Origin of the sequence: Acinetobacter sp. 22301 (assembly GCF_052045285.1) — a bacterium.
Classification (GTDB): Bacteria; Pseudomonadota; Gammaproteobacteria; order Pseudomonadales; family Moraxellaceae; genus Acinetobacter; species Acinetobacter pittii.
Genome location: NZ_JBQEOR010000001.1, coordinates 453192 through 466245 on the forward strand (window position 1 = coordinate 453192; position 13054 = coordinate 466245).

Genomic DNA, 13054 nt, shown 5'->3' on the forward strand with positions numbered 1-13054 from the left:
TATTCAAGAAACCTCAAATCTATTGACTGCAAGCTTAGAACAAATCACTTATTGTAAATGTCAGATGAAGTTATTTCTTGTTTTAAAAAGAACCTTAATTGAGTAAGAGAAATGTACCCAGCTGCCCAGCAAAAGCTTTGGAATCGTTCATTTATCCTCTGTGTATTAAACAACCTTTTTTTATTCATTTATTACTATGCTTTGCTCACCATATTACCCCTTTATATTTTAAAAGAATTATCTGGTTCAATTAGTCAGGCAGGTTTGGCATTAACTTTATTTTTGATTTCATCGATTGCCATTCGTCCTTTTGCTGGTTTGATCATTGAACGTTTCGGCGAAAAAACAGTGTTGCGAGGTTCAGCATTACTGTTTGCATTTTTGGCCCTTGGTTATTTATGTGTAAATCAACTATGGTTATTACTGATGATCCGATTCGTGCATGGAATCTGGTTTAGTATTTTAACTACGGTAACCGTACCTATTGTGAATGAATTCATCCCAGAGCAGAGGAAAGGCGAAGGCATGGGATATTTCGTCATGTCTACAAATTTAGCGGTTGTATTTGGGCCAATGATTGCACTAGTTACTCTACGTTACACTAGTTTTTATAACCTATTTATTCTTCTCACTTTAATTGTATGTATGGGTTTAGTTTTTTGCTTTCTTATACCAGTCTCGTCGTTAAAAGATAGGGAGTTTGTTCAAGTAAAGCAAAAAATTAGTTTAAACGATATTATTGAAAGGAAAGTAATTCCTATCGGTTTGATTGCATTATTTGTTGCAATGGCTTATTCAAGTATCATGAGTTTTATAAGTATCTATAGTGAAACTAAAAACTTACTCGCTGCAACAAGTATATTTTTTATTATCTTCGCAATATCAATGATTATAGCGCGTCCTTGGGTTGGCCATTCATACGATAAAAGAGGGGCTAACTCAGTCCTATATCCTTCGTTTATTCTTTTTGCGGTAGGATTGTTCTTGGTGAGCCAAATGCAAACCCAGTGGGAATATTGGTTTGCTGCTGCTTTAATCGGTGCTGGGTATGGCTCACTTTTTCCTGTTTTTCAAACGATGGCTATACAAACGGTTGAGAAAAACAGAATTGGGTATGCGGTTTCAACCTTTTTTACTTTATTTGATTTAGGGATGGCGATTGGTTCGCTTATGGTAGGATTTATTATTGCCCATATAGGCTATGAAAAAACTTATCAGTTATGTGCATGGGTAACGATAATGACTTTATTTTTATATCGTTGGCTATGTAATCGAGATACAAAGACAAAAATTGGGATATGACATGGAATTACGTCACTTACGCTATTTTGTTGCGGTCGCTGAAGAGCTAAATTTTACGAAAGCGGCATTACGAATGCATACGGTACAGCCTTCGCTCAGTCAACAGATTAAAGACTTAGAAGATGAAGTTGGTGTTCAGCTTTTTATACGCAGCAAACGAAAAGTCGAGCTTACCAAAGCAGGGGAAGTTTTTTTTAAAGAAGCGCTTATTATTTTAGAACACACCGAGAAAGCTGTTAGCTTGGTTAGACAAACTGCCAAATTTGAGCAAGAACAATTAAATATTGGCTTTGTTCCAGCAGCTGAAATGAAAGTTTTCCCTTATATTATGCCGAATATTAGAGCGCATTTCCCAGAGCTTAAAATTGATTTTAAAAGCTTAACAGATGACGCTCAACTACAGGCACTTAATAAGGGGGAAATAGATATTGCTTTTACGCGTTATGGGGCAAATACAGATGAAATCGTTTCTCTTCAAATTTTTCAAGAACCGCTGACTTTAATTATTCCCAAAAACTCACCAGATGCACATCAAGAGCGTATTAGCATAAAAAGCTTTGAGCATCATAACTTTGTGATGTGTAATGAGGAAGCTTCACCTGAGCTTTATCGAATTATTGATGGTTTTTTTAAAAAAACCAAACTTAATATTAATATTGTACAGTACTCAACTAACATTTTACTGAATGTTAATTTAGTTGGAATGGAAATTGGTTGGAGTCTTGTTCCTCAATATGTCACCCCATTGTTAGGAGATAAAATTGTAGTGAAAAAGACGGTAGAACCTTTACCAATGATAGGATTATATGTTTCCTATCGAAAGGACCATGTGAACAAAGCTATAGATTTGATTTTAGATGTACTTAAAAAACAGTTTCATCTAAATTTTAGCTTTTAAAAAAAAAGCCATTCTAAAGAATGGCTTAATTATTTTAGTTAACCAAATGCATTTTTTGGAACAACTCTTCACTTATACTATTTACAGTTTGAGGAATAGCGAGCCCTGCAATAAAACGGTCAGGTCTTAAAATCACCATAGATTGATTTGTTTGGCTAAACCAAGAGCGAATTTCAGTGTCTACATCACCAATAGTAATTACATGTTCGTCAGAACATCGAGTCGGGGCGTCTAACTGAACCGCAGGTATGACTTGAATAAATTTAATACCTAATTTAGCCCATTTTTTCATACTATTTGGTGAGATCCCCCAAGTAGGATTAACTCCCCAAGCAAGAATGGCAAAGTTATTACCAATCACTTCGTCGAGTAAAACTTTGTCTTTATTTTCAAGCTGAACATGAGGCTGGATGAACATCTTGCCGACAGGTGTATTCTTTTCTGGAAAAGGTGCCAATATGCCTTGATGATATTTCGGCATGGGTTTAAAACGCATTTCTAACAAATAACGTTTTATAGGTTGTATGTAATTTAATACATAAGAAATACTATCACGAACAACACCTTGCCATTTCTTTGGGGGAGCAAGAACATGTCCCGCCAAAACAGATAAATTAATCATGGCCTGAGCGTGGTCTTTTCTTTCTAGTTGGTAACTGTCTAGAATCTCTGGCTTTGCAATTTTTTTAATGACTAATGCCATTTTCCAAGCAAGATTAAAAGCATCACGCATGCCACTATTGTAACCTTGACCTTGCCATACAGGCATAATATGTGCTGCATCTCCAGCTAATAAAATACGGTCTACACGAAAACGGTCTGCAATGCGTGCATTGTGTGTATAAACACGTTGACGTATCACTTCGATATTGTCCGTATGAGGTAAAACTTTACTCAATAAACGATTAATATTTTCGGGTTTACTCAATTCTTCCTGAGTCTCTCCAGGCATTACCATAAACTCAAAACGACGAATACCATGTGGTAAAGCTGCCGATACATAAGGACGTACTGGATCACAACATAAATATACATGAGGGGTCGCCAGTGGATCGTTGGCAAGGTCAATAACAATCCATTGGTTTGGAGCAGTTTCACCCTCAAAATTAATGTTAAGTGTACGGCGTACAAATGAATTTCCACCATCGCAAGCAATTAAATACTGCGCTTGAACAGTTTCCTGCTTTTGATCTTTAGTCGTTAAATTTAACGTTACATGGTCTTTGTCTTGAGAGAAGCTATTTAATTGACGTGAAAAACGCACCTCTGTGGTTGGATAGGCTGCTAAACCTTCCAATAATACACGGTCAACTTGGGGCTGGATAAATGCATTACGACGTGGCCAGCCAAATTCGCGAGTCATAGGCTGAATATCCGCAAAACAGCGACCTTTAGGGGTCAAAAACCGCATAGCATGATTAGGGGTAGTGTGCGGTAAAACTTGTTTGATTAAACCTACTGACTGAATCGTGCGTAATGATTCATCATCAATACCAATCGCTCTTGGATAATCAATGAGTTGGTCTAGTTGTTCAATAACAGTAACTTGTATACCTTGTTTACTTAAATAATTTGCAATTGTTAACCCAACTGGGCCTGCACCTAAAATTGCAACTTCCGTGGTGTGATGTTGAGTCTGATTCACAGTAAATATCCCTTACTATCAAGTTTTCTTATTAATATCAAAATTGAAACAAAGCTAAATTTAATCAATAGTTTAATAAGACGATTTTTTGAAGGGTAATGTATGCCTTATTGATTTTAATGTATTGTATTTAAAGAATTTTTAAATATTTTGTAATAGGTTTTTTTAATCCAATCATTGTTTTAAATTATATATAATTGTATGGAAGTTGGAACGACGTTTAATCAACCTTTTCATTCGCCATTATTTTCTTAGCTATTTTCACGAAAGTAAAAAACTCAGTACTAGAATAGATATTAACCGAAAAAAATTACTTTTACATTAATTGACTGAGTAATTACTGTTGCTCATATCAGAGCATGTTAATTTATGTGCAACATTGTTATTAGAACATCAAAGCTCATTTTAACTGAGTATAAATATTCAAGCCTTTATAACGAATCAGCAAGCAGTTTTTCATTAGGAGAACAAAGATGGGATATGTAACCACAAAAGACGGCGTAGAAATTTTCTATAAAGATTGGGGACCACGTGATGCCCAAGTTTTATTTTTTCATCATGGATGGCCTTTAAGTTCAGATGATTGGGACACACAATTGCTTTTTTTCCTTAAAGAAGGTTTTCGTGTAGTTGCTCATGATAGACGGGGACATGGACGTTCGAGTCAGGTGTGGGATGGTCACGATATGGACCATTATGCAGATGATGTGGCAGAAGTAGTTAAACATCTGAACATTAAAAATGCAATTCATATTGGCCATTCAACAGGTGGTGGTGAGGTAGTTCGCTATATCGCACGTCATGGTCAAGAAAACGTTACAAAAGCTGTCCTTGTTAGTGCGGTTCCACCACTTATGGTTAAAACCGAAAATAATCCTGAAGGTTTACCAAAAGAAGTTTTTGATGACCTGCAAAATCAAGTTCTCACAAACCGTGCGCAATTTTTCCGTGACTTGCCATCTGGCCCGTTCTATGGATTTAACCGACCAGATGCGAAGCCATTGGAAGGTATCATTTCGAACTGGTGGCGTCAGGGCATGACGGGTAGTGCAAAAGCGCATTACGACGGTATCGTCGCTTTTTCACAAACCGACTTTACAGAAGATTTAAAGAAAATCACTATTCCTGTTTTGGTATTACATGGTGACGACGACCAAATCGTGCCTTATAAAACTTCTGGGGTGAAATCGGCAGAATTGCTTCACAATAGCCGACTCAAAATCTATCCAGGTTTTTCTCACGGTATGTTAACCGTAAACCATGAAGTGATTAATACTGACTTGTTGGCATTTATTCGTGAATAATTTAAAGCTATAAACTTAAAAAGAGGCCTATTAAGTGCCTCTTTTTTATTTATAAATTACTGAAATTGAAAGTAATAAATATAGAAATAATAAAAGGTATTGACATTAAAGTTAGCTTTAATCTTAAAGTAAAGCCATACTGAATGAGGTCATTCCAATGAAAGTGTTCGAAAAATTAGTATTCCCAAATGGCTCATATGTTCCAAACCGTATTGCTAAAGCGGCAATGGAAGAAAACATGGCTGATTTAAACCACGCACCATCAGAAGAATTAATGCGTTTATATCAAGCTTGGGCAAATGGTGGCGTAGGTCTAATTATTACTGGAAATGTGATGGTAGACCGCCGAGCGATGACTGGACCGGGCGGTGTAGTATTAGAAGATGAAAAGCATCTAGATACTTTTAAAAAATGGGCACAAATTGGTCGCTCAAAAGGCGCTCAGGTGTGGCTTCAAATTAACCATCCGGGGCGTCAAATGCAAGCAAACCTTGGTCAGCAGACTTGGGCGCCTTCGGCTATTTCACTTGATCTTGGCAAAATGTCAAATCGCTTTAATACACCAATTGAAATGACTGAATCTATAATTGCAGAGGTGATTCAGCGTTTTGCAAACACAGCGCGTCTAGGTGAAAAAGCTGGGTTTACTGGTGTAGAAATTCATGCAGCACATGGTTACTTATTAAGCCAGTTTCTTTCACCACTCAGCAATAAACGCCAAGATCAGTGGGGTGGTTCTTTAGAAAATCGCGCTCGTATTTTAATTGAGATTGTGGAAGCAGTTCGTAAAGTCGTTTCACCTAAGTTTACTGTTGCAGTAAAACTGAACTCAGCCGATTTCCAACGCGGTGGATTTAGCGCTGAAGATGCTCAACAAGTAGTTAAAATGCTAAATGAACACGCTGTAGATTTGGTTGAACTTTCAGGCGGTAGCTATGAAGCGCCTGCAATGCAAGGTCAAGCACGTGATGGCCGTACACTTGCTCGTGAAGCTTACTTTTTAGAATTTGCGCAAGAGATTCGTAAAGTTGCCAAAATGCCTGTTATGGTGACAGGTGGTATACGCCGTAAACAAGTGGCAGAAAAAGTAGTTGAAAGCGGTGTAGATATGGTCGGTATTGCCACAGCTCTAGCGATTGAACCTAATTTGCCAAATGCTTGGAAACAAGGCCAGAATCTTAGCCCTGAATTAAAACCGATTACTTGGAAGAACAAAACACTTGCTTCACTTGCCAATATCGCGGTGGTCAAATTCCAGTTACGTAATTTAAGCTCTGGTAAAAAAACAAAACCAAATGTTTCACCAGCTTGGGCTTTAATTTTGCAACAATCAGCGATGTCATGCCGTACCCGCCAATACAAAAAAGGCATGCGTGACTATTCATTTGCTTCTTAATAAGTGAGTTGTGTTATGACAAATCCTAACGATTCAAACTGGATAATTTATGGAGCAAATGGCTACACGGGCGAGTTAATCGCTCGTGAAGCTGTACGCCAAGGTCTAAAACCAACTCTGGCTGGTCGTAACAAAGCTAAGGTTGAAACATTAGCTCAAGAGTTGGGACTCGACTATAAAGCTTTTGGACTGGATAACATAAATGCGGTAAGTGAACAACTCCAAGGCTTTAAATTGGTGATGCACTGTGCAGGGCCATTTTCAGCAACATCAAAACCCATGATGGAAGCTTGTATAAAGGCTGGTGCTCACTATCTAGATATTACTGGTGAAATCGCCGTATTTGAATTGGCACAGTCACTTAACAGCCAAGCTGAAAAAGCCGATGTTGTGCTTTGTCCGGGTGTCGGTTTCGATGTGATCCCGACAGATTGTGTTGCTGCTGCACTGAAAGAAGCATTGCCAGATGCGACTCATTTAGCGCTTGGTTTTGACTCTAGAACAGGGTTTTCACCAGGTACAGCTAAAACAAGTACAGAAGGCATGGCCGAAGGTGGAAAAATTCGTAAAAACGGAAAAATTACCACCGTTCCATTAGCCCATTATGTGCGTACCATTGATTTTGGTGACGGTAAAAAAAGTGCCATGAGTGTTCCGTGGGGAGACGTATCTACAGCGTTCTATACAACAGGTATTCCAAACATTGAAGTATTTGTACCTGCATTTCCCAAAATGATTATGGGCGCGAAAATGATGAACTATTTACGCCCAGTATTAAAACTAAATGCTGTACAGAAGTTTATTAAATCGCGTATTGAAAAAACGGTTGTTGGGCCAAATGAGGAACTTCGCGCAAAAGTACCTACCTATGTTTGGGGTGAAGCAAGAAATACGCGTGGGGAAATCAAAACCGCCCGCATCCAAACGGAAAACGCTTATAGCCTTACCGTAAATGGCTCACTGACTGTGGTGAATTATTTACTCAAAAATACCGTTAAGGGTGGTACATACACACCTGCAAAACTGATGGGGTATAAGCTAGTGACCGAACTACCGGGTTCTGGTCCACTGGTCATTAATTAATAAAGCCTTTATTAAAACAGCACATTTATTGGTGGTCCCGAGTAAGGTTTTCACTATCAAAAGATTGGCTGATTTTTTTCTATAGTATTTGCATGAAAAAACGAATTACAGCGTTGGTCCGTAATTCGTTTTTTTAGATTTATAAAATGATACTTAAACGCTTTGGTTACTTAGTTGATACCAGTACCCATCTATACAACGCGAGAGCGATTAACTCTAATTGAAATTGAAATTACGGTGTTTTTGCGTTGTCAAAATAGAGATTCATCAGACGTTCTGCATTTTGCTCACATGTAATTTCATCTGGTTTGTTATTAATAGCTTCAATCATGGTATGTAAGTTTTGCTTACTGACTTTTAGCTTTTGTTCTAAAAGTTCTATTTCCTGAATTTTGGTTTCAATCGTTTGAATGAGAGCATCATGGTCCCAAGCGACAACTTTCGACGGCAAAAATGCTTTAATTTCTGCTAAAGAAAACCCGACTTGTTGAGCTTGCTGGATTAAAGAAAGTTGTTTCAAATCGTTATCGGTATATTCACGATAGCCATTCGATTTTCTTTTGGCTTTAGGCAAGAGTTTAATTTGCTCGTAATAACGAATAGTAGGGGTACTTAAACCACTTAATTTCGATAACTCGCTAATATTCATAGCTACATACTCTCTTGACATTCAAGCTAACTTTAGACTTATAGTAACACAAAAGCAAGGTTCATAACTTTACCAAGCACACACTTTCAGTAACAACTTTCTATGCTTTGATAGACGAAAGAATAGAATTATAAATATGAAAAATGAGGTGAGAAAATGTCTAAACGCATATTACACGTCGTGACCAATGTTTCACGTTATAAGGATGTAGATCAACAAACAGGACTGTGGTTAGGTGAGCTCACCCATGCCTATGATGAGTTTGAAAAACAAGGTTATGTGCAAGATATTGTGAGTCCAAATGGCGGAAAAACTCCAATTGAACCAAAATCGCTTGTGCCTTTAGTGGCAGATAAATCTGTTAAAGACCGAGAAAAAGATCAGGCTTTTATTACGCTGCTGGCAAATACCTTTAAGCCTTCCGATATTAATTGGCAAGACTATGACGTGATCTATTACACAGGTGGTCATGGTGTGATGTGGGATTTTTTAGATAATCCTGAACTTCAAGAAATCACCAAAAATATTTATGAAAAAGGCGGCATTGTTTCGAGTGTTTGTCATGGCTATTGTGGCTTGCTCAATGTCAGACTTTCAAATGGTGAACGACTTATAAAAGATAAAAAGTTAACAGGCTTTGCATGGAGTGAAGAGGTTTTGGCAGGAGTAGCAAAAAAAGTGCCATACAATGCCGAAGAGTTAGCAAAAGAATATGGTGCTCGTTATGAAAAAGCTTTTATTCCTTTTGCGCCGTATGTCGTTCAAGATGGTAAGTTAATTACGGGTCAAAACCCGTTTTCAGCTAAAAAGACGGCTTTAGCGATAATAGAAGAGCTAGAAAAGTCATAATTTAATAATTCAAATATAAACCCTAAAAGTAGGACCAGCGATGGGCTTGCTTTTAGGGTTTTAAATAAATGGATTGTTCCTACGAGATTAACCTTAAGGAACAATTACAAAATCAGGGTTTGCTATTGCAAAAACTGCTTCACGGTCTGCAACTGGTGGATAAATCCAGACAGTATTAATTTCCTGTTTAATTTTTTTCGCTTCTTCACGCACAAATTGAACTTGTCGATCCCAACCTTCGGTATAAAGTGCACCCCAAGGACCTAAGTCAACACAAGTTACATATTTTGGTTGGCTGTATGGATGAAGGGGTAAATCAACCAATTCTGCCGCAGCGTTATAACCCGCCACACGGCCTAAGCTCATAGCATGCTGACACGACATCACGTTAAAATTACCTAAATCATCGGTTGGAACTTTTACAGTGTCGCCAGTCACAAAAATGTTTTTTGCTTCAGGTGCATGTAAATAAGCATCCCCAATCAAACGGCCCAAATTATCTTTTTCACCAGCAATTTGAGAAGTGAGTGAGTTAGCTCGCATGCCCGCAGTCCAGATCACGGTTTCTGTTTCAATTTTTTCGCCATTAGAAAGTGTCACACCAGTTGCATCAAGTGCAGTTACGCGCAGTCCAGCTTTACCTTCAACACCCAGCTCGTTAAGGGCTTCTCGAATAACTGTAGCGGCTTGGTCACCCATTGCTGCACCAATTTCTGTTGAGGAGTCAACCAAAACCACACGGACATCAATTTCACCTAAAATACTACGCAGACGCTCAGGCATTTCGGTCACAGTTTCTAACCCCGTAAGACCACCACCAGCAACAACTACAGTATTACGTGCCGCATTTGCAGGTTTAGTGGCTAAGTTTTTAAGATGATGATCTAGTTTTTCAGCATCTTCTAATGTATTTACGCTAAATCCATATTCTTTTAAACCCGGTATAGGGGGCATAAAAGTCGTACTTCCGGTTGCTAGAACAAAACGGTCATAGCTTAAATTTTGTTTGTTACCATCGGTGGTTGCAACTTCGATGGTCTGTTGGTTTGAGTCAATTTTATTTACCCAACCTGCCAGAAATTTAACCCCAACCACGCTTAATAACTCTGAAATATCAGGGTTCATGTTTTCAAGCACAGCCTCATAAAGACGTGGACGAATCCCGACATTTGGGCTAGGGGAAACCATCATCACTTCAATGTTTTGTTCTTGCGATGCTAAGTGGATTGCTCTTTGTGCAGCAAGTGCGGCCCATAAACCAGCAAAGCCAGAACCAGCAATAATAATACGCTTACTCATTTGATTATCCTTTTGATCGATTTTTCGGACAACACATTCCAGCTCATCACAAAATTTAGGGTGAGCGAGTCCTTTCCCTGATTGTCCGAAAAATCTGAGAAGGCGTTTAAAACGATTAGGGGGTGTTATTACTCTAGGGTTTGAGACCCTTTCAGCTCATTAGTCGGGGGTATCCCGCGATATTTTACTTTTACGCATTTTTGCTGTTCTTCCTTCGATGCGTTCATTGATCCAGCCATTTACATCACTAAAAAACACGTCGGGTGCATAACGGCCAAAACGGTCTGCAATATCGCCAAGTGTATGAGCACCTAAAGCGTCTCGCATGGCTTTTTCAGCTTGTAGCATGACTGCATGCACTGCGCACACACCACTGGTTGCCCAATCTGGTGGGGCATTGTTAAAGACAGCACATTTCCCACGAACTTCTTGGCACTCAAAAAGCGGTTTTTCACCCTCAATTGCATTCACGATATCTAAAAAACTGATTTCGTAAGCAGATCGGGCGAGTAAATATCCACCACGAACACCTTCCTGAGCAATAACGAGACCTGCCTTTTCAAGTTTAGGAAAAATCTTGGCCATAAAACTCGGAGAGACTCCTTGTAATTCAGCAAGATCCTTACTACTCAAAGGTTTATCTTCATTGTTCACAAGAAAAAGAAGACAGTGAATCGCATACTCGACGCTACTAGTGATATAAGCCATTTAATTTCATAATTGATCAACTACAAACACAGACTAATGTAGTCTGTGTTTTAAGTCAATAATAAAACTAAGACAAAGTTAGTCCTAGTTTTAAGTAAGCTATTTAAAAGTTTTAATTATGAATCTATCTAATTGAATAATACAAATTTTATTAAATAAAAAGATTTTAATAATTTATAAAAAATATTTTATTGAGTTCTTTTAATCGTATGAATGTCTAATAGATGTTTAATCAAATAGTTCACCACTTATAAGTAAGATAGATGAAACGGGATAGGCATTTATCATTTATTTATAGAGTTATTTAAATTATATTTACGTAGATTGTTTTACTTAAAATATTAAATAGCTTTATCTGAATAAAAATATTTTTTATATAGCATGATGAATGAATAAGAGAGTTGTTTTGAAAACTGAATTTATTATTAGATGTATTTATGCACTTTGCCTTATCGGTGCAGGGTTCAACCATTTACAAACAGTTTTGATGCATGGTTTGTTTTGGGATTATAACAATGCGCCTTTATTTACTTGTATTTATTGGACATCTTTAACGTTTATTGATCCACTTGCAGCAATTCTTCTATTTTATAGACCTCGTATCGGCTTAATTCTAACTTTTCTCATTATATTTAGTGATGTCATTCACAACACTTGGATTACATTAAAAGTGGGGCGAGACTTGCTTAACTATATGTATATTTCCCAATTTTTATTTCTGGTTTTTGTTGTGTGCACAATTAAGTTTCCTTGGAAGGCACATAAGAAAAGTTAAAATTTAAATATTGGAGAGAAAAAGCATTCTTTTACTCTCCAAATAATTTCTTCAAACTTACGAACGCCACCAATAATTTTCGGCATTTGGTTCATTAAGATTCAAGAGTTCACCCATTTGAGGCGTACTAATCGCTAACTCATTTTGTTGAGCCAAAGCGACGATACGATCAAAAGGGTCGTCCCAAGCATGAAGCGCCAAGTCGAAAGTACCGTTATGGATAGGCAACAAATGACGGCCTTTTAAATCGATATGAGCTTGTAAAGTTTGCTCTGGTTGCATGTGAACATCAGGCCATTCGGGGTCGTAAGCACCCGTTTCTAACATGGTTAGATCGAAAGGGCCATAACGATGACCGATCTCTTTAAACCCGTCAAAATAGCCCGTATCTCCACTAAAAAATACACGTAAGTCATTATCAATAATTACCCACGAAGCCCAAAGAGTCGCATTGCTATCACCCATACCACGGCCTGAAAAATGATGGGCAGGGGTAGCCACCAGTTCGAGTCCATCGACAGATGTTGTGTCCCACCAGTCGAGCTGTTGAACTTTTTCTGATGGAATTCCCCATTTAATGAGAGTGTCACCCACACCAAGCGGTGTTAAGAAGTGCTTAACTTTATCGTTAAGCTGCATTACTGCATGGTAGTCGAGGTGGTCGTAGTGGTTATGCGACAAAATCACGCCTTTAATGGGTGGTAATTCGGCAATACTAATTGGGGGCTGATGGAAACGTTTTGGTCCAAGCCATTGAAAAGGTGATGCACGCTCTGAAAAAACTGGGTCGGTTAACCAAAACTCATTTTGAAGTTTTAACAAGATGGTTGAGTGGCCCAAACGAAATAGAGAGCGATCGGGTGCACTTAAAAGCTGTTCTTTTGACAAACTTAAAACAGGAATTTCTCTATTTGGAACGGTGTCTTTTGGTTTGTTAAATAGAAACTTCCACATAAGTTGAAGCGTTTTGCCAAAAGAAGGCTGGTGTTGGTTCGGACGCGTATTTCTAAATTTGCCATTGTGTTGCTGAGATGGCATTGAGGGAGCTGGCAAGTCTGTTGTGTTTGAAATATTCATTTTGTTTTTCCTTATTGGAACAAACCTATATGTACAAATAAGAACTTGGGCTAAGTGCTTATTTTGATT

General features: G+C 38.0%; 12 protein-coding genes. 7 read left to right on the top strand and 5 right to left on the bottom strand.

All coding sequences use genetic code 11. The features are described 5' to 3' along the window. The first annotated feature begins 111 nt into the window (after positions 1–111). Together ACTJJH_RS02145 and ACTJJH_RS02150 are read left to right on the top strand one after the other, a co-directional pair. On the top strand, positions 112–1302 hold the full coding sequence (locus ACTJJH_RS02145) for an MFS transporter (protein ID WP_032035212.1): 1191 nt from the start codon (positions 112–114) through the stop codon (positions 1300–1302). Position 1303: 1 nt separating this feature from the next. Further along, a complete protein-coding gene (locus tag ACTJJH_RS02150; protein ID WP_440600640.1) occupies positions 1304–2200 on the top strand; it encodes a LysR substrate-binding domain-containing protein in 897 nt (298 codons plus the stop codon). A gap of 34 nt (positions 2201–2234) precedes the next feature. Here the strand turns inward: ACTJJH_RS02150 and ACTJJH_RS02155 are convergent, their stop codons facing one another. Continuing rightward, a complete protein-coding gene (locus tag ACTJJH_RS02155; protein WP_032035207.1) occupies positions 2235–3845 on the bottom strand; it encodes a bifunctional 3-(3-hydroxy-phenyl)propionate/3-hydroxycinnamic acid hydroxylase in 1611 nt (536 codons plus the stop codon). Between the two features lie 473 nt (positions 3846–4318). Between ACTJJH_RS02155 and ACTJJH_RS02160 the strand changes: the two genes are divergently transcribed. The 3 genes from ACTJJH_RS02160 to ACTJJH_RS02170 all read left to right on the top strand — a co-directional run bounded on the left by ACTJJH_RS02160 (position 4319) and on the right by ACTJJH_RS02170 (position 7628). Further along, entirely contained in the window at positions 4319–5149 is an 831-nt protein-coding gene (locus tag ACTJJH_RS02160; protein WP_032035205.1) for an alpha/beta fold hydrolase, read from the top strand. A 157-nt stretch (positions 5150–5306) separates the two neighbouring features. Continuing rightward, positions 5307–6545: an NADH:flavin oxidoreductase/NADH oxidase family protein gene (locus ACTJJH_RS02165; RefSeq protein ID WP_032035203.1), complete on the top strand. Its 1239-nt coding sequence runs from the start codon at positions 5307–5309 to the stop codon at positions 6543–6545. 15 nt (positions 6546–6560) lie between these two features. Then, complete coding sequence (locus ACTJJH_RS02170) at positions 6561–7628, top strand: saccharopine dehydrogenase family protein (RefSeq protein WP_440600641.1); 1068 nt, start codon at positions 6561–6563, stop codon at positions 7626–7628. 232 nt (positions 7629–7860) lie between these two features. Here the strand turns inward: ACTJJH_RS02170 and ACTJJH_RS02175 are convergent, their stop codons facing one another. Beyond that, on the bottom strand, positions 7861–8277 hold the full coding sequence (locus ACTJJH_RS02175) for a MerR family transcriptional regulator (protein WP_017481049.1): 417 nt from the start codon (positions 8275–8277) through the stop codon (positions 7861–7863). 156 nt (positions 8278–8433) lie between these two features. Here ACTJJH_RS02175 and ACTJJH_RS02180 point away from each other — a divergent pair, with 156 nt between their 5' ends. Further along, entirely contained in the window at positions 8434–9126 is a 693-nt protein-coding gene (locus ACTJJH_RS02180; RefSeq protein ID WP_005069171.1) for a type 1 glutamine amidotransferase domain-containing protein, read from the top strand. A 93-nt stretch (positions 9127–9219) separates the two neighbouring features. Here the strand turns inward: ACTJJH_RS02180 and ACTJJH_RS02185 are convergent, their stop codons facing one another. Continuing rightward, positions 9220–10425, bottom strand: coding sequence for an NAD(P)/FAD-dependent oxidoreductase (locus ACTJJH_RS02185; protein ID WP_440600642.1), 1206 nt, complete (start codon positions 10423–10425; stop codon positions 9220–9222). 159 nt (positions 10426–10584) lie between these two features. Beyond that, the gene (locus tag ACTJJH_RS02190; RefSeq protein ID WP_057077175.1) at positions 10585–11133 is read right to left on the bottom strand and encodes an RrF2 family transcriptional regulator; all 549 of its coding nucleotides are present in this window, start codon (positions 11131–11133) and stop codon (positions 10585–10587) included. Positions 11134–11539: 406 nt separating this feature from the next. On the opposite strand from ACTJJH_RS02190, the gene ACTJJH_RS02195 reads away from it, so the two are divergent. Then, the gene (locus tag ACTJJH_RS02195) at positions 11540–11908 is read left to right on the top strand and encodes a hypothetical protein (protein ID WP_002061057.1); all 369 of its coding nucleotides are present in this window, start codon (positions 11540–11542) and stop codon (positions 11906–11908) included. Positions 11909–11965: 57 nt separating this feature from the next. Here ACTJJH_RS02195 and ACTJJH_RS02200 read toward each other — a convergent pair whose 3' ends face one another. Further along, positions 11966–12985, bottom strand: a complete 1020-nt coding sequence (locus ACTJJH_RS02200; protein WP_440600643.1) for an MBL fold metallo-hydrolase — start codon at positions 12983–12985, stop codon at positions 11966–11968. Positions 12986–13054 lie beyond the last annotated feature (69 nt).